Annotated in this window: 22 protein-coding genes; 10 read left to right on the top strand and 12 right to left on the bottom strand. The window is 71.4% G+C overall.

The window, feature by feature from the left end; genetic code table 11:
* Together ACFTZL_RS14520 and ACFTZL_RS14515 are read right to left on the bottom strand one after the other, a co-directional pair.
* Nucleotides 1–1,158: glycosyltransferase (locus tag ACFTZL_RS14520; RefSeq protein ID WP_382581527.1), on the bottom strand; the 1,158-nt coding region annotated here is incomplete at its 3' end.
* Nucleotides 1,159–1,238: 80 nt separating this feature from the next.
* On the bottom strand, nucleotides 1,239–2,561 hold the full coding sequence (locus ACFTZL_RS14515) for a UDP-glucose dehydrogenase family protein (protein ID WP_382581525.1): 1,323 nt from the start codon (nucleotides 2,559–2,561) through the stop codon (nucleotides 1,239–1,241).
* 278 nt (nucleotides 2,562–2,839) lie between these two features.
* Here ACFTZL_RS14515 and ACFTZL_RS14510 point away from each other — a divergent pair, with 278 nt between their 5' ends.
* Both ACFTZL_RS14510 and ACFTZL_RS14505 read left to right on the top strand, forming a co-directional pair.
* Nucleotides 2,840–3,505 (top strand): TetR family transcriptional regulator, encoded by a 666-nt coding sequence (locus ACFTZL_RS14510; RefSeq protein WP_382581524.1) that lies wholly within the window; start codon nucleotides 2,840–2,842, stop codon nucleotides 3,503–3,505.
* A gap of 11 nt (nucleotides 3,506–3,516) precedes the next feature.
* Nucleotides 3,517–4,386 carry an LLM class flavin-dependent oxidoreductase gene (locus ACFTZL_RS14505; protein WP_382581522.1) on the top strand — a complete coding sequence of 290 codons (870 nt, stop codon included), beginning with the start codon at nucleotides 3,517–3,519 and terminating at the stop codon, nucleotides 4,384–4,386.
* 48 nt (nucleotides 4,387–4,434) lie between these two features.
* Here the strand turns inward: ACFTZL_RS14505 and ACFTZL_RS14500 are convergent, their stop codons facing one another.
* Nucleotides 4,435–5,142 (bottom strand): B3/4 domain-containing protein, encoded by a 708-nt coding sequence (locus tag ACFTZL_RS14500; protein ID WP_382581529.1) that lies wholly within the window; start codon nucleotides 5,140–5,142, stop codon nucleotides 4,435–4,437.
* 332 nt (nucleotides 5,143–5,474) lie between these two features.
* Nucleotides 5,475–6,311 (bottom strand): EamA family transporter, encoded by an 837-nt coding sequence (locus ACFTZL_RS14495; RefSeq protein ID WP_382581520.1) that lies wholly within the window; start codon nucleotides 6,309–6,311, stop codon nucleotides 5,475–5,477.
* A gap of 116 nt (nucleotides 6,312–6,427) precedes the next feature.
* On the opposite strand from ACFTZL_RS14495, the gene ACFTZL_RS14490 reads away from it, so the two are divergent.
* Nucleotides 6,428–7,000: a helix-turn-helix domain-containing protein gene (locus ACFTZL_RS14490; protein ID WP_193481388.1), complete on the top strand. Its 573-nt coding sequence runs from the start codon at nucleotides 6,428–6,430 to the stop codon at nucleotides 6,998–7,000.
* A gap of 9 nt (nucleotides 7,001–7,009) precedes the next feature.
* On the opposite strand, the gene ACFTZL_RS14485 is transcribed toward ACFTZL_RS14490, so the two are convergent.
* On the bottom strand, nucleotides 7,010–7,714 hold the full coding sequence (locus ACFTZL_RS14485; protein WP_382581518.1) for a FadR/GntR family transcriptional regulator: 705 nt from the start codon (nucleotides 7,712–7,714) through the stop codon (nucleotides 7,010–7,012).
* 202 nt (nucleotides 7,715–7,916) lie between these two features.
* On the opposite strand from ACFTZL_RS14485, the gene ACFTZL_RS14480 reads away from it, so the two are divergent.
* On the top strand, nucleotides 7,917–10,151 hold the full coding sequence (locus tag ACFTZL_RS14480; RefSeq protein WP_382581516.1) for an alpha-L-fucosidase: 2,235 nt from the start codon (nucleotides 7,917–7,919) through the stop codon (nucleotides 10,149–10,151).
* A gap of 16 nt (nucleotides 10,152–10,167) precedes the next feature.
* Here the strand turns inward: ACFTZL_RS14480 and ACFTZL_RS14475 are convergent, their stop codons facing one another.
* From ACFTZL_RS14475 to ACFTZL_RS14465, 3 genes are all read right to left on the bottom strand, one after another.
* Complete coding sequence (locus ACFTZL_RS14475; RefSeq protein WP_382581514.1) at nucleotides 10,168–11,571, bottom strand: NAD(P)/FAD-dependent oxidoreductase; 1,404 nt, start codon at nucleotides 11,569–11,571, stop codon at nucleotides 10,168–10,170.
* Nucleotides 11,572–11,579: 8 nt separating this feature from the next.
* Nucleotides 11,580–12,251, bottom strand: coding sequence for an HAD family hydrolase (locus ACFTZL_RS14470; protein ID WP_382581512.1), 672 nt, complete (start codon nucleotides 12,249–12,251; stop codon nucleotides 11,580–11,582).
* Between the two features lie 178 nt (nucleotides 12,252–12,429).
* A complete protein-coding gene (locus tag ACFTZL_RS14465) occupies nucleotides 12,430–13,089 on the bottom strand; it encodes an SDR family NAD(P)-dependent oxidoreductase (protein ID WP_382581510.1) in 660 nt (219 codons plus the stop codon).
* A 167-nt stretch (nucleotides 13,090–13,256) separates the two neighbouring features.
* Here ACFTZL_RS14465 and ACFTZL_RS14460 point away from each other — a divergent pair, with 167 nt between their 5' ends.
* The gene (locus ACFTZL_RS14460) at nucleotides 13,257–14,594 is read left to right on the top strand and encodes an MFS transporter (protein ID WP_382581508.1); all 1,338 of its coding nucleotides are present in this window, start codon (nucleotides 13,257–13,259) and stop codon (nucleotides 14,592–14,594) included.
* Nucleotides 14,595–14,618: 24 nt separating this feature from the next.
* Nucleotides 14,619–16,202 (top strand): PucR family transcriptional regulator, encoded by a 1,584-nt coding sequence (locus tag ACFTZL_RS14455; protein WP_382581507.1) that lies wholly within the window; start codon nucleotides 14,619–14,621, stop codon nucleotides 16,200–16,202.
* 25 nt (nucleotides 16,203–16,227) lie between these two features.
* Here ACFTZL_RS14455 and ACFTZL_RS14450 read toward each other — a convergent pair whose 3' ends face one another.
* Entirely contained in the window at nucleotides 16,228–17,352 is a 1,125-nt protein-coding gene (locus tag ACFTZL_RS14450) for a sensor histidine kinase (protein WP_382581505.1), read from the bottom strand.
* A complete protein-coding gene (locus tag ACFTZL_RS14445) occupies nucleotides 17,349–18,020 on the bottom strand; it encodes a response regulator (RefSeq protein WP_382581503.1) in 672 nt (223 codons plus the stop codon). Before ACFTZL_RS14445 ends, ACFTZL_RS14450 begins: the two co-directional genes overlap by 4 nt.
* 211 nt (nucleotides 18,021–18,231) lie before the next feature.
* On the opposite strand from ACFTZL_RS14445, the gene ACFTZL_RS14440 reads away from it, so the two are divergent.
* The gene (locus tag ACFTZL_RS14440) at nucleotides 18,232–19,482 is read left to right on the top strand and encodes a DUF418 domain-containing protein (protein WP_382581501.1); all 1,251 of its coding nucleotides are present in this window, start codon (nucleotides 18,232–18,234) and stop codon (nucleotides 19,480–19,482) included.
* Between the two features lie 46 nt (nucleotides 19,483–19,528).
* Here the strand turns inward: ACFTZL_RS14440 and ACFTZL_RS14435 are convergent, their stop codons facing one another.
* Together ACFTZL_RS14435 and nac are read right to left on the bottom strand one after the other, a co-directional pair.
* Nucleotides 19,529–20,536 carry a 2-hydroxyacid dehydrogenase gene (locus ACFTZL_RS14435; protein WP_382581500.1) on the bottom strand — a complete coding sequence of 336 codons (1,008 nt, stop codon included), beginning with the start codon at nucleotides 20,534–20,536 and terminating at the stop codon, nucleotides 19,529–19,531.
* Nucleotides 20,537–20,627: 91 nt separating this feature from the next.
* On the bottom strand, nucleotides 20,628–21,545 hold the full coding sequence (gene nac / locus ACFTZL_RS14430) for a nitrogen assimilation transcriptional regulator NAC (RefSeq protein WP_382581498.1): 918 nt from the start codon (nucleotides 21,543–21,545) through the stop codon (nucleotides 20,628–20,630).
* Between the two features lie 257 nt (nucleotides 21,546–21,802).
* Here nac and ACFTZL_RS14425 point away from each other — a divergent pair, with 257 nt between their 5' ends.
* From ACFTZL_RS14425 to ACFTZL_RS14415, 3 genes are read left to right on the top strand one after another with little or no spacing between them, the layout of a single operon-like run.
* Nucleotides 21,803–22,585: a LamB/YcsF family protein gene (locus tag ACFTZL_RS14425; RefSeq protein WP_382581496.1), complete on the top strand. Its 783-nt coding sequence runs from the start codon at nucleotides 21,803–21,805 to the stop codon at nucleotides 22,583–22,585.
* 1 nt (nucleotide 22,586) lies between these two features.
* Entirely contained in the window at nucleotides 22,587–23,300 is a 714-nt protein-coding gene (locus tag ACFTZL_RS14420) for an allophanate hydrolase subunit 1 (protein ID WP_382581494.1), read from the top strand.
* Nucleotides 23,293–24,279, top strand: coding sequence for a biotin-dependent carboxyltransferase family protein (locus tag ACFTZL_RS14415; protein WP_382581492.1), 987 nt, complete (start codon nucleotides 23,293–23,295; stop codon nucleotides 24,277–24,279). The genes ACFTZL_RS14420 and ACFTZL_RS14415 overlap by 8 nt, the downstream gene beginning before the upstream one ends.
* The last annotated feature ends 146 nt before the right edge of the window (nucleotides 24,280–24,425 follow it).

The raw sequence follows: 24,425 nt of genomic DNA, 5'->3' as shown, positions 1-24,425 counted from the left end.
TGTCAGCATCGCGAGCCGGGCCGACCGTGCCCGTGCCCGGGACCCGGGATCGGAGAGGAGCCCCCGGCACGCCTCGGCGATGCCGGCCGCGCCGCGGTCCGTGATGTGACGGCCGAGCCCCAGCTCCGCCACCCGGTCCGCGTTCGCGGGCTGGTCCCCGAAGTGCGGCAGCACCGCGAGCGGTGTGCCGGTGCGCATGGCCTCGCGGATGCTGTTGAAGCCGCCGTGGGTGACGAACAGGTCGACCGACTCCAGCAGCAGCGGCTGCGGCACCCGCTCGGTGACATGGACGTGCCCGGGGAGCCCCTCGGTGTCCACCGGAATACCGGACGTCGACACGACCACCGTGCAGTCGTCCAGCTCGGCCGCCGCCCTGACGATCGCGTCCAGGCTCTCGGTGGGGTCCGGCAGCTTCACGGGCAGAGACATCTCCCGGTCCGCCATGCGCTCCCGCATCACCGGCAGGGCCGTGCCGATCGCCGCGTACACCAGGGGCCGGTCCGTGGGCAGCCGGGCGAGCCACTCCGGCAGCACGCCGCCCCGCTCGACGTCCACCGTCTGCCGGTAGGCCCACGCCTTGTGCAGATGCCGGGCGAAGGAGAAGGCGGGCGGCACATAGTCGACGCGGCCGTGCGGCACGAGGGACAGCGGGTCGTCCAGCACGGGCAGCCCCAGCTCCTCGCGCCGCTCGTTGAGCTGCGGCAGCACCTCGGCGGGATCCAGGATGTTGCTGAACCCCGAAGGCGTCGGCAACTGCGGTACGCCCAGCAGCTCGGCGGTCAGCACCGCACCCATGTCCATGCCGTCCCGCAGGATCACATCCGGCCGGAAGTCCCGGGCGAGGGGGAGCAGGATGTCCAGGTGCGGCTTGACTCCCTGCCCGGCCAAGTGGCGCATCAGCAGCCGGGTCAGTGCGGCCGTCGGCTCCGTGAGGTCCGCGGGCTCCTGGAGCTCGGCGAGGTACGGGCCCATCGCGGCGAGCGGATCGAACTCCGGCAGCGCGGCGTTCACTTGTACGTCGTCGTCACGGAAGACGGGGGCGAGGGCTTCGGTGGTGACCACCAGCACCTGATGCCCGGCCTTGGAGAGGGCGCGCAACAGCGGCAGTTGAGCACGGCCGTGGGAGGGACTGCCGAGCGTGGTGCACAGAACCCGCATGGGGTGAGCCTTTCTCTTCGGGATTCTTCTTCGGCGGCAGAGAGGTGAGGGCAGGGGGCGCGGGCCGCCCCGCCCCGATGTCACGCCACCCGCGTCGGCGCCTCGGCGCGCCCGATGCCCTGCCAGCTCAGTCCGGCCCGCGCGAGGCGGTCCGCGTCCAGCAGGTTGCGGAAGTCGTGGACCTCGTGGCCGGCCATGCGCGCGGCGATCGCCGCCCAGTCGAGGTCACGCAGCTCCGGCCACTCGGTGAGGACGAGACAGGCCGCCGCCCCGTCCGCCGCCCGCACCGGGTCGTCGGCGAGCTCGACCAGATCGCTCAGGTCGGGCCGCTCCTCGCGCAACGCCGGGTCGTACGCCGTGAGTTCGGCGCCCCGCTCGCGCAGCAGCCGGGCGACGGAGAGCGCGGGGGAGTCGCGCAGATCGGAGGTGCCGGCCTTGAAGGTCAGGCCGTACAGGGCGAGCCGTACGCCGTGCAGCGAACCGTCCGCGGCGCGCCCGCACGCGGCGGCGACCCGATCGACGAGCTGCCGCTGGTGGGCGACGTTGGTCTCGATGGTGGCGCGCAGCAGGGGGAAGTCGACCCCGGCCAGATCGCACACGGTGAGCAGGGCGTGGGTGTCCTTGGGCAGACAGGAACCGCCCCAGCCGGGCCCGGGCCGCAGGAACGCGGAGCCGATCCGCGGGTCCCGGCCTATGCCCTCGGTGACATCGGCGATGTCGGCGCCGAAGCGTTCGCAGACGGTGGCGAGGTTGTTGGCGAAGGACAGCTTCATCGCGAGGAAGAAGTTCGCCGCGTACTTGGTCAGTTCGGCGCTGGCCGCGTCGGTGAGCACCAGCGGCGCGTCCAGTTCGGCATACAGCTCGGCCACGCGCCGGGCGGTGTCCCGGTCGGCGGCGCCGATGACGATCCGGTCGGGGTGCAGGAAGTCCTGGACGGCGCGGCCCTCGCGCAGGAACTCCGGGTTGCTCACCACGGCCACGTCGTCCCGGCCGAGCAGCGCGGCCACGCGCTCGCACGTACCGACGGGCACCGTCGACTTGTTGACGACGACACAGCCGGGCGGCAGTACATCGCGGATCTGCGCGGCCACGGCCTCCACGGCGGCGAGATCGGCCGCGCCGCCCGCCCCCATGGGCGTGGGCAGGCACAGGAACACCACCTCCGCCTCGGCGACGGCGGCCGCGGTGTCGCCCGTGAACTCGAGCCGGGCCGCGTCCAGGGCGTCCCGGACGGTCTCGGGCAGACCGGGCTCCAGGATGTCCACCCGGGCCTCGCGCAGCCGCTCGACCTTGTGCGGGTCGGCGTCCGCGCACACCACGCGGTGCCCGAGAGAGGCCAGACAGGCGCCGGTTGTCAGTCCGACGTAGCCGGTTCCGATGACGGCGACGCGACGAGCAGGCACAGAAGATCACCTTTTCCGGTCGGTGGGGGTGCCCGCGTGCGACGGCTTCGGAGCGTGCGCCGTCGCGTCCTGCGGGCAGACCTGGAAGGGCCGACTCCGTCGTACGGCCCGGGAACAGCGAGGACTCAAGTCACCAATCGTTGACCCGAGTCAGGTATGGCATGTGGCAAGAACGTAAGTCAACGATTGATGACATCGGTCGGTGACTTTGAGACAGCCGCCGCAGACTGGAACATGGGCGGATGGCCGAAGGGCCGTGGACCACGGAGGTGCGGTACGTGACCGGAGCACACAAGGGCGAGGCGTCGAAGGCGGAGGCCTGCCGGGGCGCCCACAAACGCTCGGCGTCGGGAACGCGTACCGCGCTGCGGGCCGCCGCGGCCTTCCGCTTCGGCAAGTACGGCTACGAGGGCACCAGCGTGCGCGACATCGCGGGCGACGTCGGTGTGGACGCCGCCCTCGTCTACCGCTACTTCGGCTCGAAAGAAGCGCTGTTCAACGACGTGTCGGGTACGGGCAAGATATTCGAGCCGCTGCTGGAAGAGCCGGTCGAGGCGATACCCGACTGGTTCTGCGCGCTGCTCATGGGCCCGCCGAGGGAGGGCGACTTCCCGCATCCGGTGCTGTCCGTGCTCCGGTCGTCCGGCCGGGACGAGGCGGTGGCGCGGCTGCGGGCGGACTTCACGGAGGTGTTCTCCGAGCGCCTGGCCGCCCGGCTCGGCGGCCCCGACGCGGACCTGCGGGCGGAACTCCTGGCGGCCTGGATGCTCGGCACCAGCCTGATGCGAACGGAGATCCGCCCACCCGCCCTGGCCGCGGCGCCGGACGCCACGCTGGAGCGCTACCTCCGAGCGGGCATCGAGGTTCTGCTGGGCCCGGCACCGACGGACACCGACGGAACGGCCGGAGCCGGGGACGAAGGACACGCCGTCGGCGACAACTGACCCGGGACGGCGTGGTGCGTTCCGGCGGGTTGGTTCCAGGCGCTCTTCTTGGCCTGCCCATCGGCGACCCTGCCACTCTGCTCACCTGGGCCCAGCGCGCTGACGCCGGGCCCTTCAGCACGCTCGGTCTGCTCGACCGTCTCGTCTACGACAACCCCGAACCCCTGGTCGCGCTCGCGGTCCTGGCGGGCGCCACGTCCCGCATCCGCGTCCAGACCGAGGTGTTGCTGGCTCCGCTGCGCGACACCGCGCTCCTCGCCAAGCAGGCCGCCACGTTGGACCGGATGACCGGTGGCCGCCTGAGCCTCGGTCTGGGCATCGGCGGCCGGGACGACGACCACAAGGTCACGGGCGTCGACATGCGCACCCGAGGCCGACGCCTCGACGAGCAGATGGCGGTCATGCGCCGCCTGTGGTCCGGCGAGCCGTACGGCGACGGGGTCGGCCCGATCGGTCCTGAGCCCGCCCGGCCCGGCGGGCCCGAGGTGCTCTTCGGCGGCTTCAAGCCCGCCGCGATCGAACGCGTCGCGCGCTGGGGTGACGGCTTCCTGGCCGCCGCGGCGCCCTCTTGGGCGGGCGGACTGTTCGACACCGCCCGCAGGTTCTGGAAGGAGTACGAACGCGATGGCGAACCGCGCCTCGTCGCACAGGTCAACGTCGCGCTCGGCCCGGAAGGCGTGGTCCGTGAGGCCCAGGCCAACATGCACGCGTACTACGCCTTCACCGGCATGCCTGACCGGATGGTGGCCGGAATGCTCACCACGCCGGCCGAGATCCGCGAGGCGATCGCCGGCTTCGCCGACCTCGGCGCCGACGAGGTCATGCTCTACTGCTACGGCCTCGACCCGAATCAGGTGGACCGCCTCGCCGATGTCTTGTGACAGCGGCACGTAGTGACCGGCAGGCGTCAGGCCTGCGTGCGCCGGGGCTCAGGTGGTGACCTGGGGCCGGGCGGGGCTGAGGTAGTACCCGGCGGTCCGCGTGGCGTGCGGGGCGAGCAGGTCCAGCAGTTGGTCGGCCGCGAGCTTGAGGAGGTCGCCGTCGCGCTCCGCGTGGAGGGTCTCCAGGATGAAGGCCACGTGGGTGGAGTCCTCGGTGACGCGGGTGCGGTGGGCGTCGCGGTGGTTCCAGTGCCGCGTCAGGACCCCGGCGGCATCCGCGTAGACGATCTCGCCGGGCTTGGGGTGCTCGACGGTGTCGGGTTCGCCGAGCGGGGTGAAGGACTCGGTGCCGTCCGCGGGGTGGATGCCGATGTCGCCGGAAACCTGGTCCAGGTCGAAGGCGCCGGCGGGCAGGCCGTGGCGGACCGAGACGGTGTTGTAGGAGTCGACGGCCGGGTTGATGCGCGGCAGTGTTCCCTTCTTGGCGAAGCGACGGCCGAGTGCGTCGACGCTGGGGCGGATGCGGCGGGGGTTGGTGCCGAAGGACCGGTAGGCGGTGTGCCAGGCCTCGATGCGGGGGTCGGTCTCGTCGGCCGGGTGCCAGGTGCCGGCGGCGACCTGCTGCTCCAGCTCCTCCAGTGCCGCGCTGGTGTGGGGCCAGGGCTCGCGGCCGCGCAGGCCGGTGGCGGTGACGAGGGCGATGAGGGTGCCGGGGAAGGCGTCCGCGACGGCGGGGGAAAGGTGGAAGGAGCTCATGGTCGGGCTTCCGTTTCCTGCGTAGAGGGAGGGGGTGAGGGTGTCAGGGCTTCCAGGTGCCGACGCGGTCCAGGTGGCGGCGCTGCCGGTGTGCGGCGGGCAGGTGTGAACTTGGCGAGTACGTCGGTGACATCGAGGCGCGGGCCGCGGATGCCGGAGCATCCGGCCGTAGGGCGGCCGGTCGACGGCGACGGGCGGGTGGCCGGGCAGGCCGTTGACACCGAGCTGTCCGAAGTCGTGGCCTTCGGCGACCCGGCTCTGCCATTCGGCTGCGTCGAGGGCGGCGTCCCAGGGCTGGATGAACATGCTGGTCTCCTTGCGTGTGGCGCTGCTCAGGTCAGCGCGAGGAGGCTGACGGCGACGGCGGCGGTGCCCAGGCCGACGAGCTGACCTCGGTGGATGCGCTCGGCGAGCACACCGCGCGCGAGCAGGACCGTGCCGGCCGGGTACAGGGCGACCACCACGGCGACCACGGCGAGGTCCCCGCCGCGGGCGGCGAGCAGGAACAGCAGGTTCGCCACCGAGTCGAGCACACCGGCGGCCGCGGACATCGCGTACGCGGGCCGCTCCGGGCCCAGCCTGCGGTACATCACCCCCGCCGCGGCCAGGGTGACGGCCGAGGACACCGCCCGGCCGATGATCAGCGGGGCCACCCCGCTGTCGGACGGCGCCTGGTGCAGGAAGACCAGCTGAAGGGCGATGGCGGCGCCGGCACCGAAGGCCGGCAGCAGCGCCGTCCGCGAGGGGCGCGCCGCCCCGGCGCCGTGTCCGGCGCTGACCAGGACGACCGCCAGCAGCGCCAGCGGCAGCCCCACCAGTCCGGCGACGGCCAGGTGTTCGCCCTGCAGCAGGCCCACCCCGACCGGCAGGGCGGCGGACACCACCGCGGTAACGGGCGACAGCACGTTCATCGGGCCGATCGCCAGCGTGCGGTAGAGCAGGACGAACGCGGCGGCCGAGGCGACCCCGGACGCGGCACCCCAGCCGAGGGCGCCGGCGCTGAACGAGGCGCCGAGCACCGGCCACAGCAGCAGCTCGACCACGAGAGAGGCCGGGGCCGCGATCATCACGGTACGCAGCACGTGGGCCTTACGGGCGCCGAGGCCGCCGAGGAAGTCGGCGCAGCCGTAGGCGAGTGAGCTGCCCAGGGCCAGCAGCAGAGCGATCACAGCACATCCCTTACCATTCAGTGGAACGACCAGACCGTACAACGCAACGACCGGTCGATGTCAACCAAACGACCGAGCGGTACATTGGAATGGTCGACGGTCAGGAGGGAGATCACATGGTCGAGACAGCCGCGGCCCTGCGGACGGTCGCGCACAACGTCCGGGCGGCGCGCACCCGGGCCGGCCTGTCCCTGGAGGAGCTCGGCCGCCGGGCCCAGGTGAGCAAGGGGGCCCTGGTCGCCCTGGAGAAAGCCCAGGGCAACCCCAATCTGGCCACCCTGGTCCGACTGGCCGACACGCTCGGCATCTCGGTCTCCGCCCTGATGCAGGGACCGCCCGAAGGCCGTGTCCGGGTCGTGGCCGCCGATGCCGTGGCACCCCTGTGGACCGGTGAGCGGGGCAGTGAGGCCCGGCTCATGCTGACGACCTCGGGCCCGGCCCCCGTCGAGGTCTGGCGCTGGCGCCTGGAGCCGGACGAGGAATACCCCAGCCATCCCCACCAGGCGGGAGTCGTGGAAACCGTCAGCGTCACCTCAGGCCGGATGACCCTGATCGTCGACGGCACGGAACACACCCTGGAAGCGGGACAGACCGCCACGTTCGACGGGGACGCCTCGCACACCTACCGCGGCTCCGGCGCGGGACCCTGCGACCTGATCATGACGGTCCACCTGCCGCCCGCGCCCTGAACCGCTGCCTCAGCCCGAGAGGGCCGCGCCTGAGCCCAGGTGTTCCCGCAGCCACTGCTCCGTGTTGCTCACATGAAGCAGTGCCGCCGCCTGGCCGAGGGCGGCGTCACGGGCGGCCAGGGCCTTGAAGATCGCCTCGTGCTCGGCGAGGGTCCGGCCCGCGGCCTGGGCGTCGACCAGGCCGCGCCAGATGCGGGCGCGCAGGGTGCGGCCGGAGATGCCCTCCAGCAGGGTGAGGAGGCTCTCGTTGCCCGTGGCCGAGATGACGGCGCGATGGAAGGCGGCGTCATGGGCGTTGAGCAGTTCGACATCGTCACGCGCCTCGCGCATGGCATCCAAGTGCCGCTCCACCTCGGCCAGTTGGGCGTCGGAGATCCGGGTGGCGGCCAGCGCCGTGGCGACCGGTTCGAGGAGCCGTCGTACCTCCATGAGGTCCTGGAGTGCGGCCGAGTCGCCCTGCAGCAGTTCCACCGCACCGCCGAGCCCTCCGAGGAGCAGGCTCGGCTGCAGGCTGGTCACATACGTGCCGTCGCCCCGCCGCACTTCCAGGATCCGCGCGACGGCGAGCGCCTTGACGGCTTCGCGCGCCAGATTGCGGGAAAGGCCCAACTGGGCGGCCAGGTCCGCCTCCGGAGGGAGCTTCGAACCGGGAGGCAGGGTGCCGGTCCTGATCAGCTCGCGAATCTGCTCGATGGCCTTGTCCGTCAGAGACAACGCGAACTCCTCACCAGCCGGACAGTGCCAGGAAACATACCATGTCTAGCTGATGGGTGAGCCTGGTAAATGGTGAAATGCCAGGCCTGGCACAGGGTTTGCTGGTGCTCTTCATTCCGTCGTACCCGTTGACATCCCATGACTCAGGGTCGATCTTCGTGCGTAACGTCTCCTGCCCCCCTCTCATACCAGGGATGTCTCCATGCCGAGGTCTTCGATCAACAGACGTCAGTTCCTCGCAAGCGCCACCTGCGTGGCCGCGGCGGCCGGTGCCGGAGGTGCGTTCGGTGCCGGCAGCGCGCAGGCGGTGCCCCGGACGTACACGCCCGACTGGGATTCGGTGGACCGGCACCCGCCGGCCCCGGAGTGGTTCCAGGACGCCAAGTTCGGCGTCTACTTCCACTGGGGCGCCTTCAGCGTTCCGGCCTACGACAGCGAGTGGTACCCGCGCAACATGTACGCGAGCGGCAGCAACGCGAACAAGCACCACATCGCGACCTACGGCAACCCGTCGGCGTGGCCGTTCCACAACTTCATCGACGGCGCGCCGGATCTGGCGGGCAACACCGTGGGGTTCGCGCCGAAGCTGAAGTCGGCGGGCGGGAAATTCGACCCCGACGAGTGGGCGCAGCTGTTCGTCGACGCGGGCGCCAGGTTCGCCGGCCCCGTGGCGGAGCACCATGACGGCTTCTCCATGTGGGACAGCCAGGTCAACGAGTGGAACTCGGTGGACAAGGGCCCGGGGCTGGACCTGCTGCGGATCTTCACCACGGCGATCCGCGCCAAGGGCCTCAAGCTGCTGGTGGCGATGCACCACGCCTACAACTACAACGGCTACTTCGAGCACGCGCCCGCACAGACGGACCCCAGTCTCAAGAAGCTCTACGGGCAGTTGGGCGCGACGGAGGAGAACCAGCTCTGGTACGACAAGCTCAAGGAGGTCATCGACCGGGCCGAACCCGACATCCTCTGGCAGGACTTCAAGCTGGACGCCGTCGACGAGACGCAGCGGCTGAACTTCCTGGCGTACTACTACAACCAGGCCATCGGCTGGGGCCGTGAGGTCGTCGCCACGTACAAGGACGGCATGAACGGCAAGGGCGAGGTCTTCGACTACGAGCGCGGCGGCCCGGCCGACCTCACCGCCCCGTACTGGCTGACCGACGACAGCATCTCCAGCAACAGTTGGTGCCACACCCAGAACATCGGCTACTACAGCACCCGGCAGATGCTGCACTCCTTCATCGACCGGGTCAGCAAGAACGGCAACATGCTGCTGAACATCGCGCCGATGGCCGACGGCACCGTCCCCCAGGTCCAGAAGGACATCCTGCTGGGCATCGGAGACCATCTGAAGCGCTTCGGGGAGTCGGTGTACTCGACGCGTGCGTGGACCGCGTACGGCGAGGGGCCGACGAAGATGGGCGGCGGCTCCTTCACCCGGCCCACGGCGGGCACCGCACAGGACATCCGCTTCACACGGAACAAGGCGAACACAGTCCTCTACGCCACCGTGCTCGGCTGGCCCGGCAGCTCACTGACCATCAAGACGCTGAGCTCGGACCGGATCGACCTCTCTTCGCTGACCTCGGTGAAGCTGCTCGGCTCCACCGCAGGCACCTGCACCGACCTGCCGAAGCCGACACAGAACGCCTCGGGGCTGACGGTCACCCTGCCGTCCTCGGCGCCGTACAGCGCCGAGGCCTACGTCCTGAAGCTCGCGTTCTCCGGCCGGATCCCGGGCCTGCGCCCACTGGCCGGTGCCGTCGGCTACCGGGATGTGAACCACTCCGGCGTCGCCGCCGTGCTCCCCGTCGGCGACTACACCGCGGACGAACTGACCGCGGCCGGACTGGGCACACGTACCCTCTCCTCCCTGCGGTTGGCCCCCGGCTACCAGGTCATCGGCTGGTCCGGCGACAACTTCACCGGCACCTCCTGGACGTTCACCGCCGACAACGCCGACCTTCGGGTCACCGGCGGCAACGACCGGGTCACCTCGCTCAAGGTTCAGTTCAGGCCCTCGACGTACTTCCGCATCACCAACGTCACCGACGGACTGGCCCTCGACAGCGGCGGCGACGTCGCCTCCGGGGCCGACCTCAAGCAGTGGACCTGGGACGGCAGCCAGAACCTGCAGTGGCAGGCGGTGGAGGTCGGAGGGGGCTACTACAAGCTGGTCAACCGCACCAACGGCATGGTCGCCGACGGCTGGGGCGCCACCACCGACGGTTCCGCCGCCCGGCAGGCTGCCTGGAACGGCGGAAACAACCAGCAGTGGACGATCACCCACCGGGGCGACGGCCGCTACTCCCTCGCCAACCGGACCACCGGACTGGTCCTCGACGGCGGCGGCAACGTCCCCTCGGGCTCCGTCGCCAAGCAGTGGACGTACGACAACAGCACCAACCTGCTGTGGACGTTCACGGCCCTCTGACCGCTGCCCCGCGCCGTCAGGGACGACGGCTGATCACATCGGCCAGCCTCGCCAGCCGGGACGCGCGCCGGCGCCCGGCGAGTTCCTTGCGGTCCGCACGGCTGTAGGCCAGGTACATGGACCGCACGCCCAGCCAGCGGAGCGGTTCGACCTCCCACTTCCTTGAGGTGTGGCCCACCCAGGGAAGCCGGGTGAGTTCGGTGTCGTGACCGAGGACCAGGTCGCGCAGGGTGCGGCCGGCCAGGTTGGTGGTGGTGAGCCCCTGGCCGACGTATCCGCCGGCGTGCCCGAGTCCGGTGGCCGGGTCGAAGACCGCGCTGGAGCACCAGTCCCGGGGGACGCCGAGGACGCCGCACCAGGCGTGTTCCACCCGGTGGCCGCGTGTGGCGGGGAACCTGCGGTGCAGGATCGAGGTGAGGGACCGGATGGTCGCCTCCTGCGTGGCGCCGTCGCGGTCGGTGGCCGAGCCGAAGCGGTAGGGGATGCCCCGTCCGCCGATCGCGATCCGGCCGTCGGCCGTGCGCTGGCCGTACATGTGGGAGTAGCTCTTGTCGCCGAGGGTCTCGCCCCCGCTCCAGCCGATCTCGTCCCACACCGACTGGGGCAGGGGCTCGGTGACGATCATCGAGCTGTTCATGGGGAGCCAGGTGCGCCGTTCCCCGGCCAGGGACGCGGTGTAGCCCTCGGTCGCCCGCAGGATGACGGGGGCCCGGACGACACCCCGGTCGGTGTGTGCCGCGCCGCTCTCGATCCGGGTGACGGCGGTCGACTCCCGGATCGTGACGCCGAGGGACTCGACGACGTCGGCCAGGCCGCGGACGTAGCGGGCCGGCTGCATCCGGGCGCAGTGCGGGGTGTAGGCGGCCTTGACCGCTTCCGGGATGCGCAGGCGCTCACGCAGTTCGCCGTCGTCCAGCAGGCGGGACTCGGTGACGCCCCACCTGTGGTCCTCGGTGACGCCGGATGTCAGCCGGTGTACCTGCGACGGGGAACAGGCGATGCGGACGGTGCCGCCCTTGACGACATCGGCCTCGATGCCCTCGGCCGCGCCGACGGCGACGATCTCGTCCACCGCCTCGTGCATCAGGCGCTGCTGCGCCTTGGTCGCGTCGACGCCGTACAGCTCCGCGAACCTGTCCCGGGAGCCGGCGAGCAGCCCGGAGGCCCAGCCCCCGTTGCGCCCGGAGGCGCCGAAGCCGGCGAACTCCCGCTCCAGGACGACGATGTGGAGGGAGGGGTCGGCCTTCTTCAGGTAGTAGGCGGTCCACAGTCCGGTGAAGCCGGCGCCGACGACGCACACGTCAGCGGTGGTGTCGCCGGGGAGTGCGGGGCGCAGCGGGGGTCGGCCGCCGATGGCCTCGAACCAGAACGAGACGTTTCCGTTGACGGGATCCGCCCGTGGCGTGGTGGCAGCGTCCATGGCCGTGCTCACATCCCCAGCAGCGCGGGGAGTTCGGACAGGTCGCGGATCTCGTCGTAGGGCTGGTAGGTGTCGCTGCCCTTGAGGTCGTAGCGGTTCACCCAGACCCGCCGGGCGATGCCGAGGTCCTTGGTGGGCATGATGTCGTAGTCCCAGCCCTGCGCGGCATGGGTGATCTGGTCCCTGCTCTGCGGCAGCACCTCGAAGAGCTTCTCGAAGGCCTGGCGGCGGGGCTTGTAGGCGCCTGCCTGCTGGGCGGTGACCACATGGTCGAAGGGGACGCCGATGGTCTCCAGGTGGTGCGGGATCAGATCGTCGTCGCTGTTGGTGAGGATGGCGATGTCGCAGCGCTCCTTGAGCCTGCGGAGCGCGTCGGGGACGTCGGGGAAGACCGGGAACCTCTCGGCGGCGGCGATCAGCCGGTCGTAGTCCTCGTCGCGGTACTCGATGCCGTGCAGCAGCATGCAGTTCTCGAGGCTGTCCCGCACGATCTCGCGGTAGCGGCGGTAGGGCTGGACGACGCCCTGGAAGCGCATGACGCGCAGGTTGTCGAGGAAGACCTCGTGGTCGACGCCGACCTCGTCGAGGCGGTCCCGGACGATGGGCAGGGTGGCGCGGTTGAGGTCGAAGTCGATCAGGGTGCGGTAGCAGTCGAAGGAGACGACGGGCCTCGGAGCCATGGGCGTTCCTCAGTGTCGTGCCGCGTGCGAGCGGCGGGACGTTGTCTTCGCTCAGATGTCTTCACTCTGCGCCGGGGCGTCGCGGGGAGACAGGAACAGACTGTCAGCGCATCGCCGTTCCGCTTGACACGACGTCGCGTGGTCGCGGACCGGCGGACCCGCTGAGCAGCGCCTACGCTCACCAGGCGAGCGGTTCCCGGTCCCGGAAGAAGCCGCCCGTGGGGCCGCCGTCGGGCAGGGTCGCCAGCCAGACCGGGGTGTCGGCCCCCTCTGCAGGGCCGCGTGTCGCGGTCGGGCTCATGCCGGTGCGCACCCAGCCGGGCGACGCGGCGTTGACCAGGACCCCGGTGCCGGCGAGTTCCGCGGCCAGCAGCCGGGTCAGCGCGTTCAGCGCGGCCTTGGAGACGCGGTAACCGGGTTCGGTCGGGCGGTCCATGAGGGCGAGGGAACCGAGCGTGCTGCCGATGTTCACGATGCGGCCGTAACCGGCGGCGACCATGCCCGGGACGACCGCCTGGGCGCACCGCCAGGCGCCGAGGACGTTGGTGTCCCACACCCGGGCCGCGACAGCGAGGTCGGCCGTCGCGGGCGCCTGCCCGCCGTCGGTGATGCCGGCGTTGTTGACGAGGACGTCGATGCGTCCGTCCTCGTCCAGGATCCGCCGCACCGCGGCGGTGACGCTGTCCTCGTCCCGTACGTCCAGCCGCACCTCGCGTGCCGTGCCCCCGCCCTCTCGTACGCCGCGCCACACGCGGATACCCTGTCCGGCCAGGCCTTCGGCGATGGCGGCACCCAGTCCTCGGTTCGCGCCCGTGACCAGCGCGGTTCTCTGTTCCATGGCGACCAGCTCTACCGCAGTCGACAGGCCGCGCGGTACCGGCGGGCGAGGAACGGAACGCCGTGTCAACCGGGCCCGGGACCACCTGACACTCTGTATCTGTCGGCCCCGGGTGACCTGTCCCACAGTGACTGCACCCGGCCCTTGCCGACGAAAGGCGCACCACCATGACAACCACCCTGGACGACGTTCCCGTCAATCGGTTCCATCGCCGCCTGGTCGCGGTGGCGATGGGCGGCCCGTTCTGCGACGGCTATCTGCTCGGCATCATCGCCATCGCGCTGAGCCAGATCACCCCCCAGCTCCACTTGGGTTCCGTGTGGTCCGGACTGCTGGCCAGTTCCGCCCTGATCGGCGTGTTCGTCGGAGCGATGGTCTTCGGCGCGATCACCGACCGGGTGGGGCGACGGTTGATGTACGTCCTCAACCTCGTGGTGTTCGTCGCCGCGTCGATCCCGCAGTTCTTCGTGAACGAGGCCTGGCAGCTCTTCGTACTGCGCCTGATCATCGGGATCGCCGTCGGCGCGGACTATCCGATCGCCTCGGCCCTCACTGCCGAACTGGTCCCCAGGAAACTGCGGGGCAGCGCGCTGTCCGGACTGGTGCTGTCGTGGTGGATCGGCTACGGCGTGAGCTACTGGATCGGGCTGGCCCTGATGGGGATCGGCGACGACGCGTGGCGCTGGATGCTGGCCTCCGGGGCGGTCCCGGCGGCGATCTTCCTGGCCATGCGGGCGGGACTTCCGGAGTCACCGCGGTGGCTGGCCAGCCGGGGCCGGGTGGACGAGGCGACCGCGATCGTACGGCGCTACATCGGACCCGACGTCCGGGTCGACGAACTCGTCGAGGAGAGCAGGGCGCCGCGGCGCAAGGGGTCGGGCCTGGGCAACATCGGTGAGGTGTTCCGCCGCGGCTACACGAAGCAGGTGGTGTTCTGCTCGATGTTCTTCCTGTGCCAGGTGGCGACGGGCTACGCGATCCGGACCTTCCAGCCGCAGATCCTCACTTCGATGGGTGTCGGCAACGCGGCGGTCATGATGCTGATCCCGATCCTGGGCGTGTCGACCGGTCTGTTCCTGGTCAACCGGGTCGGCAGGAGGCCGCTGCTGATCGGCAGTTTCATCGCGATCTTCGTCGCGCTGTTCAGTCTGGCGGTGCTGCCGCTGCACCTCGCCCTGCCGATCATCGTCCTGTTCCTGGTGTTCCACTTCGCCGAGGCCGCCGGCAGCGCCCTGCAGTTCCTCTACCCCAGCGAGCTCTTCCCCACCGATCTGCGGGCGACCGGCGTCGGCTTCGCCTCCGCCATGAGCCGCATCGGATCGGCCGGCGGTACGTTCTGTCTGCCGCTGCTCATCGCCGGTGTGGGCAATTCCGGAACGCTGCTGATCGGAGCGGGCATCACCCTCGTCGGCCTGGTGGTCTCCCTGGCCCTGGCGCCGGAGACGAAGGACCGCCCCCTCACCTCCACGACCAAGACCGAAGCCGTGCCGGTCCGGCAGCCGTGACCCATTGCGTGGTGGCTCGAAAGCATGCAGGTTGTCAGAGTGAGCGACGGCGGGACAGTGACGGTGGCCGAGGTACTGGCCCTTCCCGTGCTGGTCCGCGGACTGCCGAAGGTCCTCGCGGGGCACGACCGACTGGACCGGCCCGTGCGCTGGGTGCATGTCACCGAGTGGGAGCACCCGGCTTCGGCCCTGCGGGGCGGCGAGCTGGTGCTGACCACCGGGTTCGGCTTTCCCAACCGGCTGGAGGAGTGGGCCGCCGAATTCGCGGACATCGGTGCCGCCGCCCTGGTTCTGGAACTCGGCCGCCGCTTCCAGGAAGCGCCTTATGAGCTGGTCGCCGCGTGCCGCGCGCGGGGCGTGCCGCTGATCGTGCTGCAGCGTGGGATCAAGTTCGTCGACGTGACCCAGGAAGTGCACGCGATGATCCTGACCGGCCAGGTCCGTACGCTCCGGGCCGCGCAGCACGTCCACGACACCTTCACCGCGCTCTCCCTGCGCGGAGCCGGGGCCGACGAGGTCGTCCGGGCCGCCGCGGCAATGACCGGCCGCGCGGTCGTGCTGGAGAACCTGGCCCACCAGGCCCTGATCTGCGCCCCCGGCGAAGCCATGGTGGAGGACGCGCTCAACCGGTGGGAGGAGCGGTCCCGGGTCACTCCCTCGCCCACCGAACGCACGGAGGTGTGCGGACAGGAGGGCTGGCTGGTCACCGCGGTGGAGTTTCGCGGGCAGCGATGGGGCCGACTCGCCATGCTCCCCGGCTGCACCGCCGAGCAGCGGTTCCACACCGACCATGTGATGGTCCTGGAGCGGGCGGCCATCGCGCTCACCCTGTCCCGGCTCACCCATGAGACGCGCTGGGAGGAACAGGCCCAACGGGACGCGCTGCTCGACGTCCTGGAGCAGCGGCATCTGTCCTGGCGCGACACCCGGACGAAGATCACCGCGCTCGGGGTGCCGACCCAGGGGCGCAGACTCGCCGTCGTACTGGTCTGCGCCGCCGACCGCGACGCGCTGCTCGACAAGCTGCGCGCACGGCTGGAGGGCAGCGCCCTCGTGGGAGACCTGGGCGAGCGCGGAATCGGCGTGCTCCTGGCCTACCGGGAGCCGGGCGGCTGGCGCCCGCTGGCCACCGACATCAGCGAACTGGCCGGTGCACCCGTCTATGTCGGCGCCGAGGTGGGCGAACTGTCCGAGGTGGCCCGCTCCGCCGCCGAGGCGGAACAGGTCGCCGACGCCGTTCCGCCCGTCGGCCCGGCGGCCGTCCACACCATCGCCGACATCGGCCTGCCCGAGCTGTTCTACTCGCTGCGCGACGACCCTCGGATCCAGGCCTACGCCGAGCGTCAACTGGCCGCGCTGCTCGCCCATGACCAGGACCACGGCACGGACCTGCTGACCACGTTGCGCCACTACCTCGCGTCCGCGGGCAACAAGTCGATCGCGGCCCGGCGGAGCCACCTGTCGCGGCAGGCGCTCTATCAACGCCTGCACCTCATCGAGGACATCCTGCGCGCGGACCTCGAGTCCGGCGACTGCCGGGCACAACTGCATGTCGCGATCGCGGCCCTGGACGCCCAACGGGCACGTCACCGCCCGGGCCGGCCGTGATCCCCGCTGGCCGGGTCCTGGGCCGTCAGCCCGAGTCGGCCGGGATCCGCAGGCTCACCTCGTACCCCCCGTCGGAGGTGGGGCTCGACGCGAAGGTGCCGCCGAGGAGTTCGGCGCGCTCCTTCAGGCCGACGAGGCCCTGACGTGACCCGGGCAGCGGCAGGGAGGGCCGGGTGGGAGGAGTGTTCGTGACGGTCACACCGAAGGCCTCGCCGTCGCCGGCACGCCAGAGGCGTACGGTCGCGGTGGCGCCGGGTGCGTGCTTGCGCACGTTGGTGAGGGCTTCCTGCACGGTGCGGTAGACGGCGCGCTGGGCGGGGGTGCCGACGTCGGGCGGGAGTTCGCCGATCAGTTCGGTGTCGATGCCGCTGGTCGTCAGGAGCTTGCGCAGGTCGGCGAGGGTGGGCTGCGGGGTGAGTTCGCTGGCGTGCCCGCCCGAGGCCCTGAGCAGGGTGACCATGTGGCGCAGTTCGTCGAGGGTGTCCACGCTGAGGGAGCGGATGGTGCGGGCGCCCTCCTTGAAGTCCGGGTCCGTGGCGGCGACCTGGAGGGCACCGGCCTGCACGGCGATCAGGCTGACCTGGTGGGAGACGACATCGTGCATCTCGCGGGCGAGCTGGGCGCGTTCGCGGGCGAGTACGGCCTGGGAGTGCAGCAGCCGTTCGTGCTCGCGTGCCTCCTCGATCTCGACGAGACGGCGGGCCAGGTCCCGGCGTGCCTGGACGAGTTGGCCCAGCAGGACGGGCGCGGCGGCCGTGGCGAGCGTGTAGAAGAAGTAGACGAGGGTCCAGGTGCGGTCGCGCGAGGCGAAGTCGTCCAGGGGCCAGGGCGCCGCTGACGCCAGGGCGAACAGCACGGCGCACACGACGAGCAGACGGCGGTCGCGGGACCGTTCCGCCAGCGTGAACAGAGCGGCGAACGGGGCGAAGACGATGTCCAGCATCAGGCTGGCCGGAAGCGTGCACGCGAACACCGCGAGCGGGAAGCGGCGGCGGAACACGAGCGCGGCACAGCCCGCGGCGGCCACCGCCGTCGCGAGGCGGGAGCCCTCGTCCAGGTTGAACCAGACATCCCCGGCCGCGATCGCGACGATGACGACGTCGAGGACCGGTTCGGGGACGCGCGCCCACCACGCACGGCGAACGGTCATCGCCCGGACCCCGAACCCCGTCGCCCGTCGAGCAGCCCCGCGCGCTGCGCGAGCAGCGCGGCCTGCACCCGGCTGCCGACCCGCAACTTGGTGAGGATCGCGCTGACGTGATCCTTCACCGTGCCCGCGCTGAGGTGGACGCGGGCACCGATCTCGGTGTTGGACAGTCCCTCCGCGATCAGTACGAGCACCTCGCGCTCGCGCTCGGTGAGCCGTCCCACGCGCGCGGCCTCGGCATCGTCGGCCGCCGCGGCCCCGGGATGGCTCTGCCACACGGCGCGGGACGCCTTCGGCGACATCACGACGCCGCCCGCGGCCAGGGTCCGTACCAGTTGGGCGAGTTGGTCGGGCTCGGTGTCCTTGAGGAGGAATCCGGCCGCTCCGGAGCGCAGCGCGGTGAGGACGTACTCGTCCGCGTCGAACGTCGTCAGCATCGCCACCACCGGCGGCTTCGGCAGGGCGCGCACCTCCCGCAGCACGGTCAGTCCGTCGACGTCCGGCATTCGGATGTCCAGGAGCACGACGTCCGGCCGCTCCCGCCGTACGCTCTCGACCGCCTCCGCGCCCGCCGTGGTCGCGACGACCTCGATGTCGTCCGCCGCGCCCAGGATCAGCTTGAAGCCGGACCGCACCAGCGCCTCGTCGTCCACCACCACTACCCGGATCACGCGTGCTCCGCCTCGTCGTCCCTGTGCGTACGCCTCCGGCCGCACGGCGGTGCCGATCGGCACACCGGTCTCACCGTAGAACGAGAAATGCCGTGTGCGGTGGTTCGGCCGGACACTCCCGCCACTAGGGGGGCGCAGACCCGCCGACCGGCGGGCCGGACCGGACAGGTGCGGGATAGTCCCAGCTCAGGCCGCTCCAGAGCCTGGAAACATGACCCAGAACGCAGACGACACGGCGCTCGCGGCGGCGCCCGCCGCCCAGCCGGAGACCACCGCGACGGAACCGGCCGAGGGCGCGCGGGGCGTACGCGCCTCGGCGGGACGCCTGATCGGAGTGGACCTCGCCCGGGGGCTCGCGGTCTTCGGGATGTACGCGGCCCACGTCGGCCCCGACCCCGCCGCGGGCGGAACGACCGGCTTCCTCATGGAGCTGGCGCACGGCCGGGCCTCCGCGCTCTTCGCCTTCCTGGCCGGTTTCTCGATCATGCTGATCACCGGCCGTCGCACCCCGAAGACCGGCCGGGCGGGCCGTCAGGCGGTCGCCAAGGTCGTGATCCGGGCACTGGTGCTGCTGGCCCTGGGCACCGCGCTCACCCTCACCGACACACCGGTCGAGGTGATCCTCGCCTTCTACGGCCTCTACTTCCTGCTGGTCCTGCCGCTGTACCGGCTGAGCGCCCGCACGCTGGCGATCATCGCCGCGGCCGGTGCCCTGGCCCTTCCCCAGGTGCTGTACATCGTCCAGGGCGCCCTGAACTCCGGCGAGAACGGCGGTCCCGGCGGCATCTGGGCCTGGCCCGCGGATGCCGACGGCATCGTCTCGCTGCTGTTCACCGGCAGTTACCCCGCGCTGACCTGGATCCCCTTCGTCATCGCCGGCATGGCCGTGGCCCGCCTGGACCTGGCCGCCACCGCCGTACGCATACGCCTGGCCGTCACCGGCGCCGCGCTCGCTCTGCTCGGGTACGGCGGCTCCTGGCTCGCCCTGCACCTGGTGCCCGGAGCCCTTCCGGCGATCAACGCCTCCGCCTGGGGCGAGGGCGGCTCGGCCGCGTCCGCCTGGTGGTCCGACACCTGGGGCTACCCGAGCGGCGACACCCCGGCCGCCCTCCTCGTGGCCTCCCCGCACAGCGAGACCACCCTCTCGATCATCGCCAACGCCGGTGTGGCGATCACGGTCCTCGTCGGCTGTCTCGCGGCCGTCGACGCCTTCCCGCGCTTCCACCGGCCGGCCCGGCCGGTGATCGCGGTCGGCACGATGTCCCTGACCGCCTACGTCTTCCACGTCGTCGGCATCCGTCTCCTGGGCATCGAGGAACTCCCCGGCTCACCGCCGCACGTGCTGCTCGGCTTCATCGCCGCCGTGACCGTGCTCGCGACGCTGTGGTCCCGGTTCTTCCGGCGAGGTCCCCTGGAGTGGCTGCTCGGCAGGGCCACCGAGCCGGCCGAACTGGTCCGGTGAGCAGCTCGTCAAGCGCGGTGGCCTGGAAGCCTCAGGGGCGTGGGGCTCAAGCGCGTACCCCGGTGCCGTCGGCCGGGGCGCCGGGCACCGCCGGGCTCCCCGGCAGCGGGGTGCGGGCGGGGCGTTCGGCCAGGACGTCGAGGATGTTGTCGACCGCAAGGTCGACCATGGCGGCGCGGGTGGCCTCGGTGGCCGAGCCGATGTGGGGGAGTGTGACCACGTTCGGCTCGGCGGCCAGCGGTGACAACTCCGTTCCCATCGGCTCGCGTTCGAAGACGTCGAGTCCGGCGGAGTGCAGTCGTCCCTCCCGGACGGCGTGCAGCAGGGCCTCCTCGTCGACGACACCGCCGCGGGAGGTGCTGACCAGCGTGGCCGTGGGCTTCATCGCGGCCAGTTCGCGGACGGAGATCAGATGCCGCGTCTCCTCGGTGAGCGGCACGTGCAGCGACACGATGTCGGACTCGGCCAGCAGTGTGGACAGTCCCACCGAGGCCGACAGGTCGTCGTCGGGCGCGTAGGGGTCGTGGTGGAGCACGCGCATGCCGAATCCGTGGGCCCGGCGCGCCACCGCGCGGCCGATCTGTCCGTAGCCGACCAGGCCGAGGGTGGCTCCGTGGATGTCCAGACCGAGGTAGTCGTGCATCCGGAACAGCCCCCAGGAGCCCGACGCCAGGCTCGCTCCGGCGGCGCCGATCCGCCGGCGGGCGGCGAGGATCAGGGCGAAGGTGAGGTCGGCGGTGGTCTCCGCGAGCACGCGCGGGGTGTGGGTGACGACGACACCGCGCTCGGCGGCGGCGGACCGGTCGACGTTGTCGAAGCCCATGCTCGCCAGCGCGATGACCCGCAGGGAGGGGCCGGCGGCGTCCATCAGCGCGCCGTCCACCGGGTCGTTGCCCAGGGCCAGAATGCCGGCGACTCCGGGTGCGAGCGTGGCCAGATCCGCGGGGCCGGGCTTGCCGTCGCCGGGCCAGGCCACCAAATCCGCTGCCCCGGCCAAACGGTCCAGGCCGTGGCCGGGCAGGTTTTCACGGGTGGTGAGCACACGCTTCTTCATTCAAGTCTCCAGGGCAGCGATTTTCGCAGAAAACTAGCCGCGACTGCCACCGGGAACAAATAGAAGTTTCGTGTGACGCTATTGCGGTTCCTTATTCTTCGTGCGGTGTCTCGTCAAAATCCGTGATGAGTTCCAGGAACAGGTCGTGCACCGCCAGGGCGGGCTCCGAGAGGGGCTGGTTGTCCGAGGTCACCAGGGACAGCTTCACCGGGATCACGGGATGCACGATGCGGCGCACCGACAGGGAGCGGACGTCGAGGATGGCGCGCGCGGCCGACCAGGGCAGGACGGTGGCGCCGAGGCCGGCGTCGACCGCGTTGACGAGCGTCAGCGCGGACTCGACCTCGCCCGCCACGTTCGGCAGGAGCGAGGCCTGCTGGAAGGCGGCGTCCACCACCTGCCGGATCGTGTGGATGCGGCTGGGCAGCAGCAGCGGCACGTCCTTGAGCTCGTCCAGATCGACCTCGCCCGCTCCGTGCGGGGCCGTTCCGCCGGGCGCGCCGATCAGGAACAGATCCTCCGTCCGCAGCGGCTCGAACTGCACACCCCGCAGCGGGCCGGCCCCGTAGATGAACGCCATGTCCATCCGCCCGGTCATGATGGCCTCGCTGATCACACCCCCGAAGTTCTCGTTGATGTGCAGCAGGATGTCCGGGTAGCGCTCGCGCACGCTCTTCAGCAGCGGCAGCGCGAGCGCCGCGCCCAGGCTGTACGGCGCGAGACCCACGGACACGCTGCCGGCGGGAGCCCGGCCGGAGACCTCCACGGCGGCGTGCGCGAGGTCCACCTGCCGCAGGATCAGCTGGGCGTGCCGGTACAGCGCCCGGCCCGCCTCGGTCGGGGCCACCCCGCGTTTGCTGCGGATCAGCAGCTGCTGCCCGAACTGCGCCTCCAGCGCGGACAGCTGCTGGCTGAGCGCGGGCTGCGCGATGTGCAGGATGTCGGCCGCGCGCGTGATGCTCCCCGCGTCAATGATCTTGATGAACGAGTACAGACGCCTGGTGTCCATGCGGGGCCTTCCACGGGGAGCGGAGCCTCATCGTAGGGAGGGCCCACCTCGAAGCACACCCCCGAGAGAGGCCGGGGGTGTGAGGCAGGTCATAACGGTTCGCGATAACGCCAGATCGAACGCATATTGGCGGTCGAGCGAGCAGGGGATTAAGTTGAGCGGAACATCCAGCCAGGATGCATTTCGGGAAATCACCGAGACGTGATCGCATTCCCCTTCCTTGCATTGTCCTTCCCCATATTCTCCCGGAGGACGTCATGACCCCCACGGTTGATCTCGTCGCCGATCTCGGCGAGGGATTCGGCGCCTACACAATGGGCGACGACGAAGCCCTCCTGGAAATGCTGACGTCCGCCAATGTCGCCTGCGGATTCCACGCCGGTGATCCGCGCATCATGGACGCCACCGTCCGGACCTGCGTGGCGAACCGGGTGGCCGTGGGCGCCCACCCGAGCTTTCCCGACCTGGTCGGCTTCGGCCGCCGCGCGATGGACCTCACGCCCGAGGAGGTCCGTACGGACGTGCTCTACCAGATCGGCGCCCTCCAGGCCTTCGCCGTCGCGCACGGCACCCGGGTGCAGCACGTCGCCCCGCACGGACGCCTGGGCAACCTGGTCGCCGTACGCGCCGACTACGCCCGTGCCGTCGTGGACGCCGTCGCCTCCCTGGACGAGTCGCTGATCGTCCTCGCACAGGACGGTGAACTCGCCGACGCCGCCCGGGCCCGCGGACTGCGCGTGGGCATCGTCGGCATCGCCGACCGCGCCTACCGCGACGACGGGACCCTCGTCCCCCGCTCCGAGCCCGGAGCGGTGATCCACGACCCGGACGAGGTGGCCCGGCGGACCCTGCGCATGGTCACCGAGGGAGTCATCCGCAGCGCCGACGGCAAGGACATCCCGGTCGCCTGCGACACCGTCCTGCTGCACGGCGACAGCCCCGGAGCGATCGCGCTGGCCGGCCGCATCCGCGCGGAACTCCTCGCCGCCGGTGTCGAGATCACCTCACTCGACAAGGTGCTGAGCGGGGCGGGCGCCTGACATGAACGGCAACATCACGATCACGGACTGCGGTGACTCCGCCCTGACCGCCAGGGCCGTGGGCCTGGACGCCGAAGACGCCTGGCGGCTCGTCCACGCCCTGGCCGACGCCCTGGACACGGTCCGGCTCACCGGAGTCCAGGACGTGGTGCCCACCTACGACGCCCTGCTCGTGGAGTTCGACTGCACCGGCACCGACCACGACACCGTCCGGCGGATCGTGGCGCACGAGGCCGCCCGCCTCGGGCCGGACCCCGCGCCGGCGGCACCGCCGCGACGCTTCGTCGTGCCCGTCGTCTACGGCGGCGAGCACGGGCCCGACCTGCCCGAGGTCGCCCGCCAACTCGACCTGACCGAGAGCGAGGTCGTCGCCCTCCACTCCGGGAGCGACCTCACCGTGCGCTGCCTCGGCGCGCCCGCCGGGGCGCCGATGACGGACGGCCCGCCCTTCCCGAAACCCGTGCCGCGGCTGGCGTCACCCCGCACCCACGTCGATCCCGGCGCGGTCGCCGTCGCCGGACGGCAGGCCGTCATCTGCCCGATGCCCTCGCCCGGCGGCTGGCCGCTCCTCGGACGCACCCCCGTGCGCGTCCTCGACCTGCACAGCGACCCGATCACCGCCTACCGGCCCGGGGACACCTTCCGCTTCGTCCCCATCACCCCCGACGAGTGGGACGACCACGCCGGCACCTCCCTGGCGGCCTGTCATGGCTGACACCCTCACGATCCGCACCCCCGGCATCGTCACCGTGCAGGACCTCGGCCGGGTCGGCCGCTCCCGCTACGGTCTGCCCGCCGGCGGAGCCGCCGACCAGCACTCGGCGCGCGTCGCCAACGTCCTGTGCGGCAACGACGAACGCGCCCCGCTGCTGGAGATCACGGCACTCGACTTCGCGTGCGTGCCCTCCGCCGACATCCTCGTCGCCGTGACCGGCGCCCCCGCCGACGTGACCGTCGACGGCAGCGTCCGCCCCCAGTGGGAACCGGTCTCCGTGTGCGCGGGCGAGACCCTTCGCGTCACCGGCATCCGTCAGGGACTGCGCGTCTACCTGGCCGTGCTCGGCTCGTTCGAGGCCGACTACCTCCAGGGAAGCTGTGCTCCCGACACCATCCTGGGATTCGGCCCCGCCCTGAGCAGCGGCGACGAACTCGTGCTGCGCGCGGCCTGCCCGCCCCTCGACCACCCCTTCTCACGGATCCCGCTGTTCCGGCTGAACGCCCCCGTCCCCCCGTTCCCCGCCACCTGGACGATCGACGTCACCGACGGCCCCGACCGGGCCGAGTTCGGAGACACCGCAAGCCGGCTGTTCGAGGCTCCTTTCACCGTCAGCCCGCGCAGCAACCACATCGGCCTGCGACTGCAGGGCGACGTGCCCCGCCGCGTCACCCAGGGCGAGATCCTCTCCCGAGGCGTCCCCATCGGCGCCGTCGAAGTGCCGGCGGGGGACGAACTCCTCGTGCTGCACCGCGGTCGCGGCGTCACGGCCGGCTACCCCGTCCTGGCCGTCGTCACCGCCACCGGTCTGTCCGCCCTGGGCCAGGTGCGCCCCGGGCAGACCCTCCGTTTCCGCCACCGCACCCTCGACCAGGCGGTCACCGCCCACCGCGCCCAGCGGGGCGCCGTCGACGCGCTGCGCACCCGCGTCCGCACCGCCTTCGACGCCCTGCGCATCCGCGCCCCCGACCCGGCCTGACGCCCAGCCACCTCCCCGACCGTCCCCCCTCCCCGCCCGCCCGCACGGAGCCCCACGCCCCTCGTCCCCAGCCCGCCGCAAGACAGGAGACGCCATGACCACCATGGCCGCTCAGCCAGTCCCCAACACCGTCGACCCCAGAACCC

This window comes from Streptomyces sp. NPDC056948, assembly GCF_042674225.1.
Lineage (GTDB): Bacteria > Actinomycetota > Actinomycetes > Streptomycetales > Streptomycetaceae > Streptomyces > Streptomyces purpurascens.
This window is presented reverse-complemented; position numbering and strand designations above follow the sequence as displayed.

Bases quoted from the DNA above. Each gene is read 5' to 3' on its own strand.
- ACFTZL_RS14500 (WP_382581529.1), bottom strand. From the start codon at position 5,142: ATGAGCTCCTTCCACCTTTCCCCCGCCGTCGCGGACGCCTTCCCCGGC.
- ACFTZL_RS14490 (WP_193481388.1), top strand. From the start codon at position 6,428: ATGGTCGAGACAGCCGCGGCCCTGCGGACGGTCGCGCACAACGTCCGG.
- ACFTZL_RS14480 (WP_382581516.1), top strand. From the start codon at position 7,917: ATGCCGAGGTCTTCGATCAACAGACGTCAGTTCCTCGCAAGCGCCACC.
- ACFTZL_RS14475 (WP_382581514.1), bottom strand. From the start codon at position 11,571: ATGGACGCTGCCACCACGCCACGGGCGGATCCCGTCAACGGAAACGTC.
- ACFTZL_RS14470 (WP_382581512.1), bottom strand. From the start codon at position 12,251: ATGGCTCCGAGGCCCGTCGTCTCCTTCGACTGCTACCGCACCCTGATC.
- ACFTZL_RS14465 (WP_382581510.1), bottom strand. From the start codon at position 13,089: ATGGAACAGAGAACCGCGCTGGTCACGGGCGCGAACCGAGGACTGGGT.
- ACFTZL_RS14460 (WP_382581508.1), top strand. From the start codon at position 13,257: ATGACAACCACCCTGGACGACGTTCCCGTCAATCGGTTCCATCGCCGC.
- ACFTZL_RS14455 (WP_382581507.1), top strand. From the start codon at position 14,619: ATGCAGGTTGTCAGAGTGAGCGACGGCGGGACAGTGACGGTGGCCGAG.
- ACFTZL_RS14450 (WP_382581505.1), bottom strand. From the start codon at position 17,352: ATGACCGTTCGCCGTGCGTGGTGGGCGCGCGTCCCCGAACCGGTCCTC.
- ACFTZL_RS14440 (WP_382581501.1), top strand. From the start codon at position 18,232: ATGACCCAGAACGCAGACGACACGGCGCTCGCGGCGGCGCCCGCCGCC.
- ACFTZL_RS14435 (WP_382581500.1), bottom strand. From the start codon at position 20,536: ATGAAGAAGCGTGTGCTCACCACCCGTGAAAACCTGCCCGGCCACGGC.
- nac (WP_382581498.1), bottom strand. From the start codon at position 21,545: ATGGACACCAGGCGTCTGTACTCGTTCATCAAGATCATTGACGCGGGG.
- ACFTZL_RS14425 (WP_382581496.1), top strand. From the start codon at position 21,803: ATGACCCCCACGGTTGATCTCGTCGCCGATCTCGGCGAGGGATTCGGC.
- ACFTZL_RS14420 (WP_382581494.1), top strand. From the start codon at position 22,587: ATGAACGGCAACATCACGATCACGGACTGCGGTGACTCCGCCCTGACC.
- ACFTZL_RS14415 (WP_382581492.1), top strand. From the start codon at position 23,293: ATGGCTGACACCCTCACGATCCGCACCCCCGGCATCGTCACCGTGCAG.